General features: G+C 31.3%; 16 protein-coding genes. 4 read left to right on the top strand and 12 right to left on the bottom strand.

Annotated features, from left to right (window positions below; translation table 11 throughout):
- Nucleotides 1–27: 27 nt before the first annotated feature.
- The 12 genes from U0D62_RS05830 to U0D62_RS05775 all read right to left on the bottom strand — a co-directional run bounded on the left by U0D62_RS05830 (nucleotide 28) and on the right by U0D62_RS05775 (nucleotide 18,800).
- Nucleotides 28–423, bottom strand: a complete 396-nt coding sequence (locus U0D62_RS05830; RefSeq protein WP_322194441.1) for a DUF2721 domain-containing protein — start codon at nucleotides 421–423, stop codon at nucleotides 28–30.
- Nucleotides 424–490: 67 nt separating this feature from the next.
- A complete protein-coding gene (locus U0D62_RS05825; RefSeq protein WP_322194439.1) occupies nucleotides 491–1,363 on the bottom strand; it encodes a Kelch repeat-containing protein in 873 nt (290 codons plus the stop codon).
- Between the two features lie 384 nt (nucleotides 1,364–1,747).
- Nucleotides 1,748–3,442 carry a helix-turn-helix domain-containing protein gene (locus U0D62_RS05820; RefSeq protein WP_322194437.1) on the bottom strand — a complete coding sequence of 565 codons (1,695 nt, stop codon included), beginning with the start codon at nucleotides 3,440–3,442 and terminating at the stop codon, nucleotides 1,748–1,750.
- 469 nt (nucleotides 3,443–3,911) lie between these two features.
- Nucleotides 3,912–4,487, bottom strand: coding sequence for a hypothetical protein (locus U0D62_RS05815; protein ID WP_322194435.1), 576 nt, complete (start codon nucleotides 4,485–4,487; stop codon nucleotides 3,912–3,914).
- Between the two features lie 206 nt (nucleotides 4,488–4,693).
- Nucleotides 4,694–5,320: a hypothetical protein gene (locus tag U0D62_RS05810; protein WP_322194432.1), complete on the bottom strand. Its 627-nt coding sequence runs from the start codon at nucleotides 5,318–5,320 to the stop codon at nucleotides 4,694–4,696.
- A gap of 89 nt (nucleotides 5,321–5,409) precedes the next feature.
- Complete coding sequence (locus tag U0D62_RS05805; RefSeq protein ID WP_322194430.1) at nucleotides 5,410–6,012, bottom strand: SIMPL domain-containing protein; 603 nt, start codon at nucleotides 6,010–6,012, stop codon at nucleotides 5,410–5,412.
- A gap of 22 nt (nucleotides 6,013–6,034) precedes the next feature.
- Nucleotides 6,035–7,069, bottom strand: coding sequence for a Kelch repeat-containing protein (locus U0D62_RS05800; protein WP_322194428.1), 1,035 nt, complete (start codon nucleotides 7,067–7,069; stop codon nucleotides 6,035–6,037).
- Nucleotides 7,070–7,258: 189 nt separating this feature from the next.
- The gene (locus U0D62_RS05795) at nucleotides 7,259–8,599 is read right to left on the bottom strand and encodes a tetratricopeptide repeat protein (RefSeq protein ID WP_322194426.1); all 1,341 of its coding nucleotides are present in this window, start codon (nucleotides 8,597–8,599) and stop codon (nucleotides 7,259–7,261) included.
- Between the two features lie 161 nt (nucleotides 8,600–8,760).
- A complete protein-coding gene (locus tag U0D62_RS05790; protein WP_322194424.1) occupies nucleotides 8,761–10,314 on the bottom strand; it encodes a fibronectin type III domain-containing protein in 1,554 nt (517 codons plus the stop codon).
- A gap of 82 nt (nucleotides 10,315–10,396) precedes the next feature.
- Nucleotides 10,397–11,665, bottom strand: coding sequence for a helix-turn-helix domain-containing protein (locus U0D62_RS05785; RefSeq protein WP_322194422.1), 1,269 nt, complete (start codon nucleotides 11,663–11,665; stop codon nucleotides 10,397–10,399).
- Between the two features lie 284 nt (nucleotides 11,666–11,949).
- Nucleotides 11,950–15,867, bottom strand: coding sequence for a hybrid sensor histidine kinase/response regulator transcription factor (locus tag U0D62_RS05780; protein WP_322194419.1), 3,918 nt, complete (start codon nucleotides 15,865–15,867; stop codon nucleotides 11,950–11,952).
- A 77-nt stretch (nucleotides 15,868–15,944) separates the two neighbouring features.
- Complete coding sequence (locus U0D62_RS05775; RefSeq protein ID WP_322194417.1) at nucleotides 15,945–18,800, bottom strand: VPS10 domain-containing protein; 2,856 nt, start codon at nucleotides 18,798–18,800, stop codon at nucleotides 15,945–15,947.
- Between the two features lie 135 nt (nucleotides 18,801–18,935).
- Here U0D62_RS05775 and U0D62_RS05770 point away from each other — a divergent pair, with 135 nt between their 5' ends.
- The 4 genes from U0D62_RS05770 to U0D62_RS05755 all read left to right on the top strand — a co-directional run bounded on the left by U0D62_RS05770 (nucleotide 18,936) and on the right by U0D62_RS05755 (nucleotide 23,925).
- On the top strand, nucleotides 18,936–20,228 hold the full coding sequence (locus U0D62_RS05770; RefSeq protein WP_322194415.1) for an aminopeptidase P family protein: 1,293 nt from the start codon (nucleotides 18,936–18,938) through the stop codon (nucleotides 20,226–20,228).
- A gap of 123 nt (nucleotides 20,229–20,351) precedes the next feature.
- Nucleotides 20,352–20,759 (top strand): VOC family protein, encoded by a 408-nt coding sequence (locus tag U0D62_RS05765; RefSeq protein ID WP_322194413.1) that lies wholly within the window; start codon nucleotides 20,352–20,354, stop codon nucleotides 20,757–20,759.
- Nucleotides 20,760–21,043: 284 nt separating this feature from the next.
- On the top strand, nucleotides 21,044–22,456 hold the full coding sequence (locus tag U0D62_RS05760) for a serine hydrolase (protein ID WP_322194411.1): 1,413 nt from the start codon (nucleotides 21,044–21,046) through the stop codon (nucleotides 22,454–22,456).
- 38 nt (nucleotides 22,457–22,494) lie between these two features.
- Nucleotides 22,495–23,925 carry a serine hydrolase gene (locus U0D62_RS05755; protein WP_322194409.1) on the top strand — a complete coding sequence of 477 codons (1,431 nt, stop codon included), beginning with the start codon at nucleotides 22,495–22,497 and terminating at the stop codon, nucleotides 23,923–23,925.
- Nucleotides 23,926–23,947 lie beyond the last annotated feature (22 nt).

The following is a 23,947-nucleotide window of genomic DNA, read 5'->3' as shown; positions in this document are numbered from 1 at the left end:
ATAATGGTTATAACAAGATAAGCATTTCTAATTGTTTTCTTCTATTTTGTCTAACCTTATAGATAGTGCTTTGGTAGAAATTTGAACCTCAATAAATGATAAAACTAGTGAAAACATTAGAGCTAATAAGCTTATCCCAAAAATGATGTTTGCCCAATTCATTTGCTCTACGTACAACAAAAACATGGTAATTACACTAGTTAAAAAACTGATAATAGCAATAGCTTGCATATTCTGTATTAGCCATAGTCGCTTTCTTAAATTCTTAATTTGTAACACTGTATTTTTTGATTGAGAAATGAGATATTCACTATGCAGTTGTCTTATTAAAGCGGCAATCGCCAGATACCTTGCGTTATAGGCTAGCATGGTTAATGATATTGCTGGAAAAAGCAACGCAGGAATACTCATAGTAAGTGTCATAAGAAAACATTTTGTAGCTACTAATTTAAATTAAAAAGAGGGATTCTTTTTTGTTTTACTTATGTTTTCATGATCGCTGGCCTCCAATAATTCTAATCTTGTTATTAAAAAGGACAGATGTATGATTGGTTCTTTCTAAAAAGTCACTGCTTTTGCTAACATTAATCCAATGAATCCCATCTGCGGATTGCCATATATCATTGAGATATTCAAAATAATTATTTTTTGTACCTCCAATGATCCAGAGTTTATTATCAAAAACTAAAGAAGAATGACTTCTTCTTTTATGAAAAGAAGGTTTTTTTACTTCTAATTTCCAATTAGCACCATCAATACTGGACCATACATCATTTAATAAAAAACCGTTATAACCACCGATTAACCACATTTTTTCATTGTAAACAGTAACGGTATGACCTCTTCGAGATCCAAATAAGGCTTCTTGTGTTATGTTTTTCCAATTAGAACCATCGTCACTTACCCAAATATCATCTTGGATACCTTTTTCATCTTGGCCTCCTATTAGCCATAATTGATCTTTAAATAAGGTTAAAGTATGATGAGCTCTTTTAGAGAAAGGAGGAGTGTTTTTTTGTTTCCAATTATAACCATCGCTACTACACCAAATACTATTATAAAATTGTGTGTTACAGCCACCAATCAGCCATATATGATTGTTAAATACAGCGCAAGCGTGATCATGTACGCCGTCAAATTGAGCATTTTGTGTTTTTCTCTCCCAAATTACGCCATCTTGACTATTCCAAATATCGTTATAATTAATATTATCAATCACACCTCCAATAATCCATAATTTATTTTGCCAATTAATAGAGCAGTGGCCTAGTCTATTATTAAAACTTTCAATTTTTTGCTGTTTAATAGAATTTTGATGATCTAAAAATCTTTTGCTATTCTGGTTGGTTTGTGTATACATCATTTTGATGGATTTATTAGGTTTTTTAATAATAACCTCCCAGACTAGATTAGTAAGAAAGGGAGGTTAAAGAGGCAAAATGTTCTATGTCTTTATAATAGTAATGTAGAAACTCCTTTACGACATTTTTCATCTTCATCACCCCAAGTACCACAAGAAACTCCATCTCCTCCTCCTTGAATAAATTTTTGTTCTTTTTTGATTTCAATATTTTTTGATTTTCTTTGATGACATACATCTAGAATTTGATAAAAGGTGAGTATACTTAAAGGACTTAAAATAAACTCACCTTATACACCAAACTCAACTATATTTTTAATACGAATGTGATGCAATTCTATAAACTAATAAAGTTATAAATGTCCTTAAAGTTTGAATTTCAAAAAATCAGGATATAATTTGTTGTTGCTTTCTGTATTCTTTTGGTGAGATTCCGGTATGTTTCTTAAAAGCAGAATAAAAAGGAGATTTAGAGTTGAACCCACATTCCATAGCAATACCAAGTACGGTATAATTGCCATATTCTGGATCTTTTAATTTGGATTTTACCTCTTCTATTCTATAGCTATTGATATAATCAGAAAAATTACAACCACTTAATTTGTTGATTAGTTGTGATAGGTAATTGCTGCTTATATTTAATCTATTAGAAATATTTTCTAGGCCTAAATTAGGGTCAGCATAGATTTTTTCCTTTTTCATCAAAACATCCAATTCCTTAAAGTATACATTATCATTGGTGATAGTATTTCGAACTGTTGAATGGGTACTGATTTTGATTTGGGATAACTTTATTTCTATTAACCTTGCTATAAGTAAAAATAATGTGATATGATGTGATTTAAAATAGGATTCTTGAGTGTGTTCTGAATCCAGAACGCCTATTACTTCATCTTTTATAAGTATAGGAACCGTAAGTTTTGACCCTTTTGTAATGTTATTTTTACCCGTAATAGGGATTATATCCACACATTGGTGTTTTCTGGAAGAAATTACTTTACCAAGTATTCCTTCTCTCAAAGAAATTGATGGTTTTTGTTTTCTTTTTATTGTTTCATAATTATTTGTATTACTATAGATAGTTGTAGGAATCAATCTCTCAGATTTCTTATCAATCATATAAATACTACATTCCTGTAATTCTAATTGTGAAATGCAATTTTCTGCAATATTTGATAATACGTCATCCATTTTGTTTTTATCAAATAATGAAGTGGCAAAATAACTTAATACTCCAGTAAAGTGTGTTGGGTTCTCATATATTAACTGCAGCTCTCTTTCTGAAAAAATATGCTCTAATCCTGATAGTTGAAAATCAGTGATTTTTTTCTGTATCGGATCTTTCCAATTTTTAACTCTACCCGCTATTTCATCTAAGTGTTTTTTTCCTATAAATAAAAAAACATAGCAGAAGATTAAATATAACGACCAGATTGGATAATAAGGAGAGTGACCACTAATTTCTTTTTTAATCAAAAACAAGATAATAGTAAGCATCCATAATACAGACAAGATTACTAATGCAATAAAAATATTCTTAATCCATTTTGTTTTTTTTCTAACATAAATAAAAGATAATGATCCTAATGAATGCTCATACCCCAATATGATTCGATAATTCATTATAGAAAGTAAAAAACAAAAAATTACTGTAAAATTTTCATCAATTTCGTTTAAAATGAAAGTAGTTGTGATTTTAGAAATAATAGAATAATCTAGTAATATATTTATTTTAAATACCGTATAAACAATAAAAAAGGTGATAAACGGAATTAAAAAATATTTTTGATTCTTTTTATAGATGTCTTCTCTTTCAAGATAATAACAAGTGAATGCTGTAAAGAAAACTGGAGATAAATATTGAAAAGGAATAAATAACAATAAGATCCATGGGTAGATACTTGTGATTTTGAAATCAACAAGTAATACTTGAATAATTGCCAGATTGGCGGTAATTAAGAAAGCATAAAAATATGTAAATGTCTTTTCTTTCTTTCTAGAGAAAAACAATTTAAAAATGCCAAAAACAATGATAATTAAGCTTCCTAGTAGCAAAATGATATTGTATGGATTTGTTTTCATTGGTATATGAGTCTTTTCTCTTTATAAACTATTAAACGTTTAATAGTCTATAAACCATACCCTTAATTTTAAAATGTTTACAATTTAATTCAAAAGTAACTTTTAAAATTATACCAAATCCAAATTAAAAGTGCATTTCTAAATAAACTTGAATTTTATATACATTATTTAAAAATAAGTTCAGGAGCTTCATTAAATAATGAAACTCCTGAAACATTGGTGTAAACCAGACCTTAATAAAACAATAATATAAAATCACTTATCTGAGGGTCACTGTATAGTAGGGTAAACATTCTTTATGTATACTAACCCTAAGAAAATCTATAGATACTTTTAATAGGTTTCATTTTTGTCGCTTAGAAGAGAACAGTAAACTTTATATAAAGCTTACTGTTCTGATATAAGGAGGATGAATTGATTAGTAAATGAGAAACATTTATTCTAAAGATCCTTTATTTTTCTTTTTTAATTATTCTGAAATATTAAAAAGAGCAATAATTTCTTGATATGATAAAGAAGAATAATCTATAGAATTTTTAGTACTTGCTGCTTGACCTCCAGGAATGATTACATATCTAAAATCCTGAAAAAACGTAAATAGATTGGTTCCTCCATCTGTAGTATTTACTCTTACTTGCAGGCTGGTTCCTCCTGTGGCTTCAAATAATCCAAATGTATAATATTCGTTTTGTGCAGAAAAGAGATAAGGAAGTTGATAAACACCATCAACATCACTATCAGTATCTCTACGGCCGTAAACCAGAACGACATCAGTATCGGTGTTTAGTTCTGAGGCGTTAAGAACTTCTAAGCCCATAAAGTTACTTTCTTGAGCTCCATTAAGAAAAAAGTTAGCAGGAATCCAATCAGAATAAATAACATTAGCTGTCCCTGGATCTCCTTGTTGTCCTTGATCTCCCTCTTCTCCTTGAGGTCCTTGTTCACCTTGCGGCCCTTGTGGTCCAATATCTCCGTCCTCTCCTTCGCATGAGAAGATAAATACTGATAATAAAATAATAGCTGAATACCTAATTAAATTTTTCATTGCTTTCATTATAAAAAGTTTTTAAAAGTTAATGAGACAAACTTATAGATGAGAGATTTTTTAATATCCGAAAAGTTTGAATTTCAAAGAATTCGGACTTTTTTTAAGGTTTTTAACCCTAAATCAAGGTTGGAAAAACCCTTAGTTTTTTGGTGTTGAGGATGTAATCTTTTGATGAGATAACTTATCTAATAATGAAATAACTATTAAAGAAACGTTTCTTTACAAGCTATGATTTGCTTTAACTCAGAGTCAAGTTTTTGTTCTTTCCAAAGAGTAGAATCTTGTTTTATAACCAGAGGATTTTGATTAGATTGGATATATTTCTTTATGGACCCTACAACAGGATCATTAATTCCGGATATTTTTAATATAGATTTTCCTCCTGGGATACTATAACTATCCTCATAAGAATAACAGAAAACTATAACTTTATCTTCTTTTGCAAGATTTATATTGGCAAAACAATCTGAAACAAAATATTGCTGTTTTTTAAAGCTATTATTTTTGACATTTTTGACAAAAAGGACCTGATCGATAGAGGTGGTACCAATTTTTGAAGTATAATTTGATGTTGAGTTTTCTTTTTTAATATCAAGTACAGTGCCTAAAAATACAAGGCTATAAGGTTCTCCACAATGACCAATAAAAGGACCTGATTGTGGCCACCAATAAGTATATCCAATTTTAAGCGTATCTGAGTTAGCTGTGACTTTTTCTAGAACTTCTTTATCCTGATTTTTAAATGTGCTTTCTTTTGTTTTTTTAACGCAGCTAAAAATACATAAAAGAGCTCCTGTTAAAATGAGAATACTGGTTTTTAGAGGCTTCATTTTCATTAGGGATTAAGATTACTCTGTCTGGGTTTCTCAATTTTAGTTTTGAGCTTAAATGGGGTTTAATTAAACGTTACAAACTATTCTTACTCCAGAGCAAAAGTTACTTTTATATAGTACTTTGCAGATTCTTGAGCCTTACTAGGATAATAAGCTTGCTGTTTATAATTAACATCTTCGATCTGCAGGATTTCTCCAACTTTTTTATTCGTATTTGATGCAATTAATATGGCTTTATCTCTAGCGTCATTAATTGCGATTTTGTTTAAAGCACCTATTTCACTGTTTGTTTTTTCTTTGGCAATAATATCTATCCAGGTATTGGTTACTCCTTTCATTTTTTGACTTACTATTTTTTGCGCTTCTTCTATTGAGCTTGCGACATAAAAATAATACATAGTCGTTGTATATTGGCCTGAAGTAATTCTATATGTTGGATTCTCTTCAAACTTCTCAAAATTAATACCTATATCGTTAAGCATATTTGTATATGCTTTTTTTAGTTCTTCCAGGTTTTGAGATTTTATATTTTGATATCCATCAGCTACAATTTCTCTGAATTCTATATTAATCTTGTAGTTTTTGATTTCTATTGTTTTTGTAGATTCTCCTATCACTGTAATAGAAGATTTTTGCTGTGCAACTATTGTATTAATGCACATGAAGCATATGATAATTAATTGTTTCATTGTCATAGTTTTTTAGTATTGTTTAGTAAGACCAGATATCACTATAATAATCATTAGGAATACCGATATTTTGCCTAAAACCGTTCATTATCCATATTCTATTTTCATAATATACTGATGAATGATAAGCTCTTGATGGGTAGTTTTTGATTTTCTCAATTTTCTCCCAATTAATACCATCGTTACTAAACCAGATATCATTAAAATACTGATGATTTTCTCTTACTCCACCAGTAAGCCACATTCCTTTTTCATTTGCAATTAATGCATGATTTCGTCGTACAGAGAATTCTGCATTTGCTGTGGCGAGATTCCACTGAAACCCGTTTGAAGAATACCAGACATCATTGAGATAATTTCCGTTTTCATCATATCCTCCTATAACCCATATTTTATTATCATAAAAAACAGCAGCATGACCGTATCGTCTTCCAAAAGGAGCTAAATTAGTTACTAAGTTCCATTGTGACCCATCACTACTTACCCAGATATCACCTTTTGTTTGATCTACATCATTGCTCAATCCACCTATTAAGAACATTCTATTTTGAATGCTTGTCAATGTATGGAATCTACGTGCAGAAAAAGGAGCGTTTTTAGAAGTCTGAGTCCATTTCTTACCATCTTTACTGCGCCATACATCATTAAACAATGTGTTTCCTTGCATACCTGCTGCAATCCACATATTACCATCAGCGACTGTAGACGCGTGTCCGTATCTCTGTGCAAACTCTCCATTATTAGTTGAAGCAAACCATTCTTTCCCGTCTTTGCTAAACCATACGTCGTTATGTGCATTTTGGTAACTGATCCCGGCAATAACCCACATTCTATTATCAAACACTAACGAAGTACTACTGGCGCGACCACCATATGGTACTTCTTTGTGTACTATGGTGGCTTTTAAACCAGTTTTATTAGCGATCAATCCCTTTTTGCTTAGTGATGAATCAGGGGTAAATTGAGGGTTAGTAACATCTTCATTTACCTCGCAAGAACAAAGAAGCGCAAAGAATAGTAAAGTGTTGACCAGTATTAAATTAATTCCTTTTTTCATTTGCTTATGTTTTAATATCGAGTTGGTAGTTTTTGATTGCTAACTCAATTGTTATATCTAAGAATTTTCTTGTTTGTGTGGTTTTTAGGCCATAGATCAAATGTATGTCTAGAGCGCAATTCTAAAGTCCGAAAAGTTTGAAATTCAAAGAATTCGGATAGTTTTTGGGGTGTTTGCCTGAAAGAGGAATTATCTATTTGGCTTTCTTTTTACTATTAGGAGTACTGTGATTACCCCTAATATTATAACAAGAATGATAGGTATCCAGTAAGAAGTTTTGTTATTTTTTTGGGATAGAACCGTAGTAGAAACCGATTCTTCTTTTGACCTATTTTTATAAGTGTTGTTTTCTATTTGATTGTTAAGAGTATCGTTTAGAAGAGTATTACCTTCTGGAGTAAACAGGGAATCTTTAGTTCTTTGTATTGAGGTAAATTTTTTATAATGATTTTCAACATTAGAGGTAGTTGTATTTGTTTTTTGAACTCTTCTTCCAATTGATGGTTGCGAATAATATTTTTTTGAGAATTCTTGTTCTGGATTTTTACCAAGTTGTATCCAGTTCATTTCATCTCTACGAATAGTATTATAAAAATTCACCCCTTCAGCTATCTCTTCTTTTAAGAGATTTTCGAGTTCAGTGATGGTAAATCTTTTTCCTTGCCGTTTGGTAAATTGATGGTAAAGTACAAATGCAACTTTCTGCTTATAGAGATTCGTTGTTTCTATGTTTTTACTGTGATAAGAAGCTTTAAAATATGCTCTGGCAGCTAATTGTCGAGCTCCTTCTTTTTGACCAGACGCCATTAAGAGATCACCCAATGCTTCTAGTAAAATTGGAGAATTGTAATTTCCAAACTTCATCATTCCTTTGATACCTATAATGGCTTTTTCTAGTTCTTCATCGGGTAAAGTTTTGATTGGCTTATTTGAGGTTTTTTGAGATGAATACTGCTGAATTAAAAAATTATAGAAATTATCAAGATCATTTCTGGGAGGACATTCTAAACATCGTCTCAGCTTTGTAGATAATGGTAATGATATTTTACCATTTTTCATTTTAGTAAGAATATATGCGGCTAAATGGCGTTGGTATATTTCTCTTCCAAAATGCGCATTGGGATTGATTTGTATGGCTTTGTCAATGTATATAATTCCTTTTTTGAATTCGCCATTATGTAAATAAAAGGTTCCTAAATTAGCATAGGTTTTATATTGTTGAGGTCGTTTTAGCTCTTTTTGTAATATAACATCTATTGCCTTTTGATGATCACCAATTTTTGAATATGATACAGCAAGATCATCATATAGATCCAGACTATCTGGATGATTTTTAAGCCGTTCTTCTCTATTTTGTATACGCCAACGGTAAAATTCTGGAGAATGTCTTAAGAATTTACCCGAAATTAACTCAATAATGTTTGGAAATCGTTGCCGTTCCATTTCCAAGGTATCATAATCCCAAAAACAAGAAAAACCTGAAAATAAGGTAGTGAAAAAGAATATAAAGATTAAAATTATTCGTTTCATTTATAACAAATTTAAGAAAAGGATCCTCATTACAGATGATTAGGTTAGTTAATGAGGATCCCGGAGTAATGAAAAGCAATTGGACAAAAAACCTAATCATTACAAATTATACTTGTAATAAGATTCTAACCTGAATTTGATATAAATCCAGATTAGTAAAATTACTCTAGTTTAATTACCCAATAGTTGAAATCCCCGGTAGTTCCTTCTCCAGTTCCTGTGATATTGGTATACCAAGTTCCGGCAACGATAAAACCAGTATCTGCAGTTTGTTGTATAGAAAAGGCATAATCATCTCCTTCATCTCCGAGATTCTTTTGCCAAATCAAATCTCCGCTAGCTCCTAATCTTAATATCCAGAAATCTGAGGCTCCATTGTTTGCTTCTACATCGATGTCACTAGAACTTGAACTTCCTGTAGCAATATACCCACCATCATTGGTTTGTTTGATTTCATTGATCCCTTCGGATTTTGATCCACCAATAACTTTTTTCCAAATGATATTTCCGGCTTGGTCAGTTTTAATAATAATAGCATCTCTGCCTCCTTTATTTTCTCCGATCTCTCCATCATTGGATACAGAATATCCTCCGATGATATACCCGCCATCATTTGTTTGCTCTATAGATACAGCTTCTTCATTGTCAGATCCACCATACGTTTTTTCCCAATCAAGATTTCCTTCTGGACTTAGTTTTGCGATCCATACATCTCTTTTATTTTCACTTGTTTCTGTATATCCTGCTACAATATATCCAAGATCAGTCGTTTGATCTACAGAAAAAGCAATATCCCTTTGTGAGCCTCCAAGATTTGTTTCCCACAATAAATTACCTAATGAGTCTATTTTTAATATCCAGGCATCTGATTGACCGCTAACCCCAATTTCATCTGATGTAGTGAAACCTGTAGCGACATATCCCCCATCGGATACTTGTATAATTGATTCTAGAATATCATCACTAGAACCTCCAAAATTTCTTTCCCAATCAATAGCACCAGATGCATTTAGTTTTATAATCCAAAAATCACGCATTCCGTTATTTCCAGTAACATCTCCATCAGTTGATGTAGAAAAAGCTCCTACAATATATCCTCCATCTGTAGTTTGCTTTATATCGTGTACGGTTTCATTATTAGATCCTCCAATATTGGTTTCCCATTGTAAAGTACCTTCATTATCTAATTTTATGATCCAACAATCTTTACCTCCTTTATTGTCTGATATATCTCCATCATTAGACTCTGCAGAACCAGCAACAATATAACCTTGATCACTTGTTTGATATATGGCATATCCATCGTCATTAAGTGTTCCTCCTAAAGATTTTTGCCAGGCAATTGTAAATTCATTAGATGTATTTGTAGTTGTAAATGAAAAAGTGCTTTCAGAGGTTCCGGTTTTTCCATCAGAAGCTACTACTTTGCCACTGTAACTGGTTTGATCAGTAAGCCCATCGAGAAGAAATTCTGTTGTTGATACCTGAGACTGTATTTCGTTTTCTTCTATAAACACAGTATAAGTGATCGTATCACCATCTGGATCTATAGCAGAATTCCATTTGAGTAAGGCACTATTATTTGTTATTTGGGTTACTTCAATAGAAAAATCATTAGGGTTTTGATTTTGTGCTTGAATAATAATGTCATCATCATTTTTGCATCCTTGGATAGACAAAGCTATGATGATTATAAAAAAGAATAATTTGTTCATCAGTTCTAATTTTTAGGAAAATTTACTGACTCAATAAGAAAATTATGTCCAGAAAGTTTGAATTTCAAGATATTCGGACATTTTAAGACACTTTTCTATAAATACTTGGTGAGACTCCTGTTATCTTTTTAAATGCACTATAGAAGGTAGATTTAGAATTGAATCCAGCTTCTAAAGCAATACTAACAATAGTATAATTGATAAAGTTTGTATTTCTTAATTTGGACTTAGCGTCTTCTACTCTAAAACTATTGATGTAGTCGGCAAAGTTTTGGTCGGTTAGTTTATTTACAAGTTGAGATAAATAGTTACTGCTGATTTTAAGTCTTTTAGCTACACTTTCTAATCCTAAATTTGGATCCCTATACAGTTTAGCTTCTTTCATTAAAAATTCCAATTCTTTAAAATACACATTATTAGTAGTAATGTGACAGGTAGTGGTTGTGTGTATTTGTTTTAGTTTTTTCTCTGTTAATTTTGCTATTAAATGAAATAGAAAGATGTGATCATTAGTAAAAAAATCTTTTTCTGAGTGTTCAGAATCTAAGACGCCAATAACGTTATTCTCAATAAAGATAGGAACTGATAATTCTGACATCCGATGTATATCATCAATAATGTATTGAGGGTTTTTGGATACATCCGGGTTGTATTGATATGTTCCTGATTTTGCTACATTACCAACAATGCCTTCACCAACTTTGATTTTAATAGGGCTTATAATTTTTTTCTCGCCATTATTTTTATTTCCGAATGCAGCTTTCTGAATCAAGAACTTTTTTTCTTTATCTAACATATAAATCACACAATCTTCTAAGTAAAGATGAGAAATACAATTTTCTACAATATCCCATAGTACATCATTGGTATTATTTTTTTCAAATAAGGAGGTAGCAAAATAGCTTAGAATGGATAAGGTTTCTATTGGCGCTTTATATAAAGATTCGTCATCAAATTCTGAAAAAACCTCATTAAGATATGGAATGGATACAATAGTTGATTTATTTTTCTTTGATTCCTCTGATTGTAATCGTTTTTTTCTTTGTTCAGTCGAATTTAGAGAGCTTTTCCTATTTGTATTGAATGTTTCGGCCAAAGCTGTACCAATACCAAAAGAGTTATAAGGCAAATTGTTAATTAGAGAATATTGTATTGTTTTATTTGGGGGGAACATGAAAAAAATAACAGAAGAAAATATAGGTAAAAGATACCAGTAGCTATGATCTAAGGTAACTAATAAAGGAGAGGTTTCTGATACTATATTCAATGTTAAAAAGAATATACATGCGATAAGAATAAGAGAAAATACTTTCTTCTCTTTTCTCTTGCCTGAGTTTTTTTTAATGTCCATTTCGATTGTTTTTTGTCCTTATCAAAATGGTCAGGCGGTTTTTAAAACAAATAAACCTTTTTAAAGTATAAAGGTGATACCTGGTCGGTTATAAATGTTATTAAATTGAGAACATTCAATGCAATGATATTATAGAATTATAATTGCTACCGCACTAACCAATTTTGATTGCTTTTTATTACTCAAGCAAGGTAAAATATGCAGTTTTAAAAGGGTTGTACTGTGGTTACTAATGCCTGTACTGTAGTTACATTTTTCAAAAAACACTTTGTAAACAAGGCGTTTTAAAGAGTTTTATTTCTTGATTGGGTAGGAGTAACTCCAAATTCTTCTACATAAACTCTAGTAAAATAAGCAGGGTCTTTAAAGCCTATTTGATAGGCAATTTCGGCAATGGTAAATTCATTGTTTTTAAGTAATTCTTTAGCGCGCTGTAATTTAATAGTACGAATAAATTTTGTGGGAGACATACCAGTTAAGTTTTTGATTTTCCTAAATAGATGTACTCGACTTATATGCAAATGATCTGCTAATTGAGGAACACCAAATTGATCATTATCCAAGTGATCTTGAACAGTTTGAATTACCGTTTTCATAAAGCTATCTATTGTCTCATTTTCAGAAACAACTTCTATGTCTCCTTGTTGATATTTTTCTCTTAGCTTTTGCCTGGTATTAATTAAGTTGTTGACACGTATTAATAATTCTTCTCGATCAAAAGGTTTATTTACATAGGCGTCGGCTCCAATTTTTAATCCTTCTATTTGGTTATCGTGGCCCGATTTTGCAGTCAGTAAAATAAGAGGAATATGATTGGTTGCAACATTTTCTCGAATTTTTACTCCAAGTTGAATTCCATCTAATTTAGGCATCATAACATCAGAAATTACCAAATCGGGTAAGTGTTTCTCACATAACTTCCAAGCTTTAAGACCATTATTAGCTTGTAACACTTTGTAATTTGAAGAGAGACAAAATTGTATGTAATCCCGTACTTCTTTATGATCCTCTGCCACAAGAATTATCGGTATTGAAGTATCTTCTGTTAAGCTGATATCTTGATCTAAGATTTCTTGTTCATCTATTGAAACCGTTACCGGAGCAGTAATAATAAAAGTTGTCCCTTTCCCTTTTTGGCTTTGTACAGTAATTTTACCTTTCAATAAATGCACTAATTCTTTTGTTAATGTGAGTCCAAGACCAACTCCTTGAATATCGCCTATCTTTTCTTTGGTAAATGGATCAAATAATGTGGGAATAAATTTTTCTTTGATACCAATACCAGTATCCTTAACCTCAAGAGTAACTAGGCTTTCTTGTTCTTTAAACCTTATAGAAAAAGATACTTTACCTCCAGGAGTATTATATTTTATAGCATTGGATATTAGGTTGGTCGTAATCTTTCTCCACTTATCTTCATCAAACGATAGGTATAGCTCTTGGTGCGAACTTGAAAAATCTAAAGTTATATTGTCTTTTTCGGCTAATGAGGTAAATGATCGTAATAGATATCGTTGAAAAGCAACAAAATCCCCATCACTCTGATAAATCTCTAATTGATTATCTTGCATTTGAGCTATTTCCAGAATCTGATGCACCTGGTTTGACAAGTGATTTGCCTGATCTTCTATTTGTGATAAATGTTTGTCTGTTTTTTTTGTAGTATTGTTTGAAAACCGATCTCTTATCTGATCAGCAGCTCCAAGAATTACAGTTAAAGGAGTTCTGAATTCATGAGCGATTTGATTAAACCACCTTGTTTTTGCTTTTGAAAGATTGGTTACAAATTCTTTTTCTGTTTCTGCTATCTTCCTTCTTAATTGAATACGATATACTATAAAAATTAAAAATAGAATTGTCAAGGCATCCAAAGTGTACGCTAGATTTGTTTTATACCAAGGAGGTACTACAACTATTGGGATTGGCGAATAAGTAATTTCCCATTGATCATCAGAAGAAGTTTTTACTAATAATTGGTAAGAACCTTTAGGAAGATAGGATAAAGTAAGTGTTCCGTTTTCCTGAGCGGGCAACCAATCATTGTGATATCCTTTTAATTTAAAGTGATATCTTACATTTTCGGGTTTTTCAAAAGTCAATGCTTGAAATTGAAAACTAATATTTTGGTCTTCAGGATATATATTTAAGGAGCTAAGTTCTTTTTTTCCTTTACCAGGAAATTTTTTTATCAACGTTGTATCTGCTTGATATTTTGTATAAGATAACCAAACTAGGTTAGGAGATATTTTTTTTGAAGAAGTTAATTGATCAGGATGAAAATATTGAACACCTCCTTCACTACCCATCCAGATGAATCCTTCTCTGTTTTGATATACAGAGCTAAGCACCATAGAATTATCATATATCCCGTCTTTTACGATATAATTGCTATATTTTCTTGTATTAGGATTATATGATATGATCCCATGACTTATTGTGCTTAACCAGATAATACCAGTTTTATCACTAGTTATGTTCAAAATTTTGTCATTGGGCATTTGATCATTTCTAAGGAATCTTTGAAATTTTTCGGTTTTGAGATCTAAACTGTTAAGACCGCCATCTGTTCCTATCCAAAGTAGGTTGTTATTACTTTGATGTATTGATTGAATTAAATTAGAACTAATGCTGCTGGGGTCATTGGTTTTATGCAAAAACTGTTGATATTTATAATTACTTTCTTTGGTTATTGTACTTGCATTAGAAAATTTCAGTAAACCTTTACCGATACTTCCAATCCAGATGTTATCCTGATTATCAGGATACAATTCTATAATTCCAGTATCTTTTTTGAAAACCGGAATGGTAAAATAACTCTGATCTTTAAGATCATATATGATAATATTGTCCCATTGTGCAATCCAAAGACGCTGATTTAGATCTTCTATGATCCGCCAACTTACTCCCATAGAAAATGGAACATTTGGGAAAAAAATAGGTTCTGTTTTTTCAGTTATTGGGTCTATTTTTAATAACGCAGATTGTCCATTTTCATATCTAATCAATGTATATAAAAATCCATCGCTTGCACATTTAATAGAGGTTACAGTATATTCATTTATCTTATTTAAGAGTTGATTACTGTTTTTATTCCATACATAAATACCATTAGAAAGAGCAAACCAAACTCGATTACCACATTCTTCAATTTCTCTAACCTTTCCTATACTACCAAGTATAGGATGCCTAAGAGGCTTGTGAGCAATTAACTGAAAAACACCAAGATTGGTTCCTATCCAATAGTTACCTTCTATATCATGAAACATAGAATTTGCCTTGAGATGTTTAGATGCTTTAAAATCTAATAATTGCCTTAAGTTTATAGAATCCTGTAGTTTAAGATCAGACGAAAATTTATAAACTTTCTCTCCGCCATTTATCCAAATAAAACCTTGGTTATCTTTAAAAATAAAAGGCCTTTCTCTAACACTACTACTATAGGTTGTTTCAAAATTTATTTTTTGATAAAGCCAATTGTCATTTGATCGATGAACAAGTGTTAATCCACTTGTGGTGTATACTAAAGTACTATCCTTAGTAATCGAAAAAAGATTTAATATTTTTTGATCTTGAGGAAAGTGAAGTTTCTTAATCGTTTCATTTCTTACTTCGTAAATATCTTGCCTTTGTCTTCCTAAAATTCGTATGGATTCATCCTCAGAAATACTAATGTTAGAGGAGTTTTTATTATAGCGTTTTTCTAATGTATTGTTTTTTGGAAAATATTGAAATGCTCCTACCGTTGAAGAAATCCATAAATCATCATTAGTATCTTTAACTAGATTATTTATTTGTGATATATCATTATCGGTAATACTATCTGATGTAATTAGAAGTTTACTAAATGTTTCTTTATAAGGGTCTAAAACGTTAACACCACCACCAAGAGTTCCTACGTAGATCTTATGATCTTTAAGTTGTTCTATACTTCGTACCCAATTGGCTTGAATAGAGGTAGAATCACCAGGAACATAAGTGAAAATTTTAAATTTTTTGCCATCAAATCGATTTAACCCATATTGCGTGCCAAACCATATAAAACCATCTTTATCTTGAAAAATGTCTGAAACCCAATTATTTGAAAGACCATCAAATATGTCATAATGCTTTACATTATAAGATGGAATGTTTTGAGCTTGTAGTTTCAAACAACCAACTAATAGGTATATACCCAATAATATAGATGTATTGAAAAACTTCATAGATTATGTTATATAATAAGCAGTTATACATTGCTAATATACTCTATAACCTAAACTTAAATCATATTACTTGAATCTTACTTTATTTGGAGTGTTACTTTTTCAGATACTTTTCCGCTGGAAATTAATACCCCATATTTACCAACAGGCAAGTAATATTTACCATTCTTTCTTTTAACAATTTCATCATCTGGAAATTCTTTTTCGAGAATTTTCTTCCCTTTTTCAGTTATTGAAAGGTCATAATTAGCGTATTGAAGTCCTTTTTCGGCTTCTACGGTTAATTTTTGTAACACCTTTTCTCCTTCTGACATTATTTGTATGGTATATTGAGTAGGGATGTTGGTATAAAACTTAATGGTAACAGAAGGTTCATAAGAATCTAACCATTTGCTCCAAGAATTACCCCATCGTTGCGACCATTTTAAAGGATTGAGGTTAAAGACATGAATTGGTTTTTGAAGTATTTTGTTATTTAAAAGTTGTAATGCCTCAATATTGGTTTTATAAATACTTCTACCATGTGTTCCTAACAATAGATCATTAGCTTCAGGTTGAATTACAAGATCATGTATAGCCACGTTAGGGATTCCTTTAGAAAATGCTTGCCAGGTTTCACCCTTATCTAATGATACATATGATCCATTATCTGTTCCAACATATAATATGTTTTCGTTTTTAGGATCTTCTTTAATTACATTAACAGGAGATAAAGGAAGTGAACTTCCAATGTTTTTCCAGGTTTGACCATAATCTTCACTTACATAAACATAAGGTGTAAAGTCATCCCAACGATATCCGTTTAATGAAACATAAACACGTTCTTTTTTATGTGAAGAGGCAATTACTCTTGAAACCCATAAATCTTTGGGTAAACTATTAGAAATTTTGGCCCAGTTTCCTCCAGTATTTTTTGTTACAGATATTACACCGTCATCACTTCCGGTATATATCAATCCAAATTGAAAAGGAGATTCAGAAATAGTAGTTAATGTTCCGTAGGCTACATTTCCTTTTTTACCACCATTGGTTAAATCTTGCGAAATGGCTATCCAATCTTCTCCTTGATTCATAGAACGCATAAGTTTATTTCCGCCCAGATATAGGATATCCTGATTGTGAGGAGATAATAGGATAGGAGTTTGCCAATTGAATCGATAAGGAGATTCTCCTAATTCATGTTTTGGTTGTATATATTTTTGCTCTCTTTTTTCACGATTGATTCTAAAATAGTTACCAAACTGAAATCCTGTATACACGATATTTGCATCTCTATTGTCAATTTGCACTTGCATACCGTCTCCTCCCATAATACTTTTCCAGGGATATTCTCCAGTTTGATGCCAAGAAGCGCTTTCTTTTGCATTATTAGGACCAACCCAAACTCCATTATCTTGTAATCCACCATATACATTATAGGGTTTCTCGTGATCTATGTTTATAGCATAAAACTGTCCTACATTAGGTTGATTAGCTTTGATCCAATTTTCACCATCATCATAAGAAATATTAACTCCTCCATCATTACCGTTAATCAAGTGATTAGAATTATTAGGATTGACCCATATTGAGTGGTGATCTACATGGACATTTTCACCATTTATATTTTTAAACGTTTTTCCTCCATCTTTGGATTTTAAGATTGGTACACCTGCAATATATATATGATCTTTGTTGCTTGGGTTTACCTGTATTACAGCAAAATAATATCCATAACTATAGAATATATCGTCTAAATATTCTTGATGTGTTTTTTTCCAGGTTTTTCCTCCATCATCACTCCTATATACTTCTGCACCAACAACCGGAGTATCAAAAAGTGCAGCATTGGCATTTTCAAGATACTTGGCAAGATCGATAGGTTTTACAGTACCACCACGAACCATTTGTTTTACATTTTCTGAGCGATATTTTTCTTGAAAACCATTCGTCTTTAAATAAGCATTTAATTTTTTATCTTCTAATTTTAAAAATGTCTCTACAGACATGGTTTTAAAATCTTCTTTAGTTAATATCGTACTTTTTTTAGCATCATCACTCTTTTTCTCTCTACGATATTGATTGTCATGAATGGCATATACTGTATTTTCATCAAAAACTGCTAGTCCAATTCGACCAACTCCATTTCCTGTTGGAAAACCACTTTCTTTAGTAGATATTTTGTTCCACGTATTTCCTCCGTCAACGCTCTTATAAATAGCAGAACCAGATCCGTTACCTTCAAAATTCCAGGCTTTACGATCCTTATCCCAAGCAGCAGCATACATAGTATTGAAATTATCGGGGGCAAAAGTCAGGTCAATTATTCCAGTTTCGTTATTGACAAATAATGTTTTAGTCCAGGTGTTTCCTCCATCGGTAGTTTTATAAATACCTCGTTCATCATTTGGAGAATATAAATGTCCTGTTACCCCTACCACAACTTCATCTGGGTTATTGGGGTTAATTATAATCCGACCAATATGATGAGAATCTGCAAGACCAACGTTTTTCCATGTTTTTCCCTTATCGGTTGATTTAAGGATTCCAGTACCTGCATAAGAAGATCTTGAAGAGTTATTTTCTCCGGTTCCGATCCAGACTATATTGTTTTTCCAATCTACAGCAATATCACCAACATTAATAGTTTCGGCAGCATCCATAACAGGATTAAAGGTGGTACCATTATTATTAGTGTACCATAATCCTCCTGATGCATACCCAGCATAAAACTCGTTAGTATTATTAGGGTTTACGTCTATATCCACAATTCGTCCGCTCATTATCGATGGACCAATATTTGTAAAAGGAACATTCTTGACGAGCGAAGATGATTCCATTTGTTTTTTCTGTTTTAATGCTTGCTGAACAGCTTCTGATTGTGTTGGTTGCTGTTGAGAAAAAATAAATGATGAAACAAATAGGAGTAATAAAGATGAGATGTGTGCTTTCATTTTGATGGTTATTTAACCGGATGAAAATATACATTGTTAAAATAGTGTCAAAATTTTTAGAGATTGTTTAACAATACATCTCTTATGCTTTATTATTTTTGGAATTGCATAATAAATACTTAAAAAACATATCAGATGAAATATCACCAGATAGACAAAAACCTCTTTATTAAAAATCGTAAAAACTTTGCAGCGCAGATGAAGCCTAAAAGTATAGCCGTTTTTAATAGTAATGACATATATCCTATCAGTGCTGATAGTACAATACCTTTTGAGCAACACAGAGATATTTTTTATCTGAGTGGTGTAGATCAGGAAGAAAGTATTCTTGTACTTTTTCCGGATGCTCCCAATGAAAAGCATCGAGAAATTTTATTCTTAAAAGAAACTAGCGAGTTAATTGCTATATGGGAAGGAGAAAAACTGGATAAGAATAGAGCTTTTGAAACTTCGGGAGTTAAAACTGTATATTGGCTTCAGGATCTTGAGAAGGTTTTTTTCGAGATCATGGCACAATGTGATACTGTTTATGTTAATACAAATGAACACTATAGAGCTAAAGTAGAAACAGAAACTAGAGAGGATCGTTTTACAAAATGGTGGAAAGCAAAATACCCTGCACACTCAGTAGCAAAAAGTAATCCTATTTTACAACGATTACGTTCTGTAAAAGATCCAATAGAGATTGAGTTAATGCAGACTGCTTGTAATATTACAGAAAAAGGTTTTAGAAGAACCTTGGATTTTGTGAAGCCAGGTATATGGGAATATAATATTGAAGCAGAATTATTACACGAGTTTATAAATAATAGATCAAAAGGGTTTGCATATACTCCTATTATTGCAAGTGGTAATAATGCAAACGTATTACACTACATTGAAAATAATCAGCAGTGTAAAGATGGAGATTTGATTTTGATGGATGTAGCTGCAGAATATGCAAATTATGCTAGTGATTTAACGAGAACGATTCCTGTTTCTGGTAAATATACAGAAAGACAACGAGATGTGTATAATGCGGTGTTAAGAGTAAAAAATGAAGCAACCAAGATGTTGGTTCCAGGAACTATTTGGGCAGATTTTCATGTTGAGGTTGGTAAAATTATGACTTCAGAATTATTAGGATTAGGACTTATAGACAAAGCAGATGTACAAAAAGAAGATCCAGAATGGCCAGCTTATAAAAAGTACTTTATGCACGGTACATCACATCATATAGGTTTAGATACTCATGATTATGGAATTCTTACAGAGCCAATGAAGGCAAATATGATATTTACGGTAGAACCTGGAATATACATTCCGGATGAAGGTTTTGGTGTTAGACTAGAAGATGATGTAGTTATTCAGGAAAAAGGAGAACCATTTAACCTGATGGCTAATATTCCTATTGAGGTAGAAGAAATAGAAGAGTTGATGAATAAATAAATCATAAACGCTCACATTATATTAAAATGCCGAATTTAAGAGGTTTATATCTTCTTAGATTTGGCATTTTAGTTTATTTTTTTAAGGATTTACAGAATATTATTACCGGTTTATTCGTTGAATATGAAAAAACTAAGTATCCCGGTTATGCAACGAATGAAAATCACAGCTGGTCATCAGCAAGCAATGCCATATTTGGTAGTGGAAAAAGCAGAGGATTTTATTGACTTCATTCGAAAAATATTCAATGCCCAGGAAATGATTCGTAGTTTGGATGTTGATAAACGAATTCAGCATTCTGAAATCAAAATAGGAGATAGCACTATTCTTCTTGCCGAAGCCTCAAAAGAATACCCATCTCATCCAGGATCAATGTACGTGTATGTTACCGATACAGATCAAACATATTATGAAGCATTGGATGCTGGGGCAAAACCACTTATGGAACCTATGGAAGAAGATCACGGCGCTAGAGGAGCTGGTTTTCAAGATCCTTTCGGGAATACTTGGTGGATTGCAACCCTTAATTAATTGCGGTTCCAAATTTTCCTTGACTACGGTATCTTATTTGAAAAACTTAATTCTAATATTAATGTTTTTAAGGCATATCTAAACAAATCAAAATATAAGAGAGTTTGGCGTTTTGTATTTTATAAAATGCAAAGACTACTGCTATTTTTCGACCTTAAATTCTCTCTCTTTACTATAGATTTGATTTCTGCTTATTCGATTGTTGGATTAATGATGAATGATTAAAGTAAATCATTTCTATGTAAGCAGATTATAAGTAGTTATAACAAGGAAGTGACAAATCTATGGGAATATTCAATATTGTAAAAAAAGTTAGTTTTTTATCATTTCTGCTTTTCTTTTTTGGTTGTAAAACAGAACCTAACTTAAAACAAAATACTCCAGAATATGTATCTAAAATAGATACTCTAATAACGAAGTCATTTGAACGAGATCTTTTTAATGGAAACATTCTGATTTCAAAAAATGATATTATAGTTTATCAAAAATCTTTTGGTTACATAGATGGTTCTCAACAAACAAAACTGGATACTAAGTCAATCTTCAATATTGGCTCGATTGCAAAAGAGTTTAATGGTGTTTCAATAATGATTCTGGCAGAAAGAGGTTTACTTTCATTAGATGATTCTATTTCAAAATATGATTTAGGGCTTCCTAAGTGGGCAGAAAAAGTTACTATTCGTCATCTGTTAAATTATTCAGGAGGATTGCCTGCTATTGATTTAGAAGTTAAAAACGATCGCGATGCAATTAAAAATTTAAAAAGTTTGGACAGTTTACTTTTTGAGCCAGGAACTAATTTTAACTACAATAATAATAGTGTTTTTATTCAAAGAAGACTCATTGAAAAAGTTACAAGCCAATCTTTTGAAGAGTTTGTAATAGAAAATATAATAGTTCCTTTAAAAATGACAAACTCAGTTTTTGATCCTCAAAAAAGGCATATTAATAGAACTTCTTGTTATGATTTTGATAAAATTAAATGCCCAGAAATACAATTTATTAGTGGTTGGTTATGGACTGATATTAATGATTTATACAAATGGATTAACTCTATGAACTCTAATGTTCTTATTTCTCAAGAATCTTTTAAAGCACTTTTAAAAAATCCTTATGTAGATGGTAAAACATCTTCAGTTGGAGAATATTTTGAAGAAGAACAGATTCAAAGACATAATGGGACATCATATAAATTCGAATCTATTTTTTTAAATGATTTTAAAAATGACATCGTTATTATTTTATTATCTAATAATAGAAATGTAGTTTGGGACATTGGTCATCAAGTGCACGATATTATGCTTGGAAAGGAATTCGTAATCCCTAAAAAATCAATCAGTCAGGCAATTAGAAGCAGTTGTTTTGAAAACGTAGATAAAGGAATAAAGCTTTACTACGATTTAAAAGAAAAACATTTAAATGAGTATAGTTTTGAGAACCCAAACGAATTGAATAGACTAGGTTATGAGTTATTACGTAATGGAAATGTACAAAATGCCATTAGAGTGTTTCAACTAGCAATTTCTGAGTTTCCGAATAATGCTAATGTATATGATAGTTTGGGAGAAGCTTTTTATACCAACGAACAATACGAATTGGCTTTAATAAATTATAGAAAATCACTTAAGCTCAATCCTGAAAGTGAAAGTGCTAAAAAAATGATTGAGAAAATTAGTGTTACCTTAAAAAATAACTAGACTTTAGATTAGCATGTTAGATTTAATATTTACCAGTAATGAAAAACACAATATTACCACTTTTTATTTTAGCTATAATCTCTGTTAAAACAGCATTTTCACAAACTTTTCCAGGTAAAAATTGGGAACGAAATGAATATTCTATTTTTTCTGGATGGGATCAAAACAAATTAGAAGCTATAAGAGAATATGTTGTGGATAGCACAGCTACCACAGGAATGTTAATTATACATGATGGAGAAATTATTTTTGAATATGGAAATATTAATGAAAACAGTTACATAGCATCTTGTAGAAAAAGTGTTATGGCTATGCTTTATGGAAAATATGTAAAAGATGGTACTATTGACCTTGACAAGTCTTTAAAAAACATACAGATACCCAAAACAGAGTTATTGTTAAATAGTGAAAAAGAAGCCACAGTTAGAGATATTATATCTTCTCGTTCAGGAGTTTTTCTTCCAGCAGCCAATGGTGGCGATTTACAACATTTAGCGCCCAAAAGAGGTAGTGTTAAACCTGGAGAGTTCTGGCTATATAACAATTGGGATTTTAACATAGCCGGATACATTTTTGAAAAAGAAACGAAGAACAATATATACGATGATCTTGAATCTCAATTTGCGATACCATTACAAATGCAAGATTGGGATAGATCACTACAAGAAAAAGATGAAAATCCACTGATAACAGATATAAGTGCATATCATATGTGGTTTTCTGCAAGAGATATGGCGCGATTGGGATTATTGATGCTTAACAATGGTACCTGGAATAATACTCAAATTATTAATAAAGATTGGGTACATGAAATGACGACGCCAAAATCTACTTTTGAAGAAGTTGATAAAATAGCCCCTTTTTTTAAGGAAAATGGAGGTTGGTATAGCTATGGTTATATGTGGTGGCTTTGGGAAAAACCAAGTAATAAAATACTTAAAGGAGCTTATACAGCTAGCGGTGCTTGGGGACAAAATATAACCATGTTTCCTGAGATAAATACTGTTCTTGTAATTAAAACCAATGATATTTATGAAAGACAAAAAGGAGATCATTATTATATCATAGACGAAGTCTCGAAAAGCTACAACTTAGAAGCTGCCCAACTGTTTAAAAAAGCCTTAGTTAGTTTAAAAGGGAATAATATTTCAGAATTTATTAAAGATCTTAAAGCAATAAAAAAGAGTAATCCTAATATAGATTTTCAGGATGTTATCAATAAAATTGGGTATGGGTATCTCAGCTCAAAAGACTATGATAAGGCCATACAGCTTTTTATGTTTAACATAGAACAACACCCTAAGATGTGGAATCTGTATGACAGTCTTGGGGAAGCTTATTTTTTCTCTGGAGATTATAAAAAATCATTAATTAATTATAAAAAAGCTTTAGAACTAAACACACAAAATCAATATAATTTTAATGACAGAATAAAACATGTTATTAAAAAGATTGAGTTAAAGATTTAAAACCAGAAAACTATTTTACTAC

It is taken from the genome of Aquimarina callyspongiae (genome assembly GCF_034322225.1).
Lineage (GTDB): Bacteria > Bacteroidota > Bacteroidia > Flavobacteriales > Flavobacteriaceae > Aquimarina.
The sequence above is the reverse complement of the archived record's forward strand: the minus strand, read 5'-3'. Positions and strand labels throughout refer to the sequence as shown.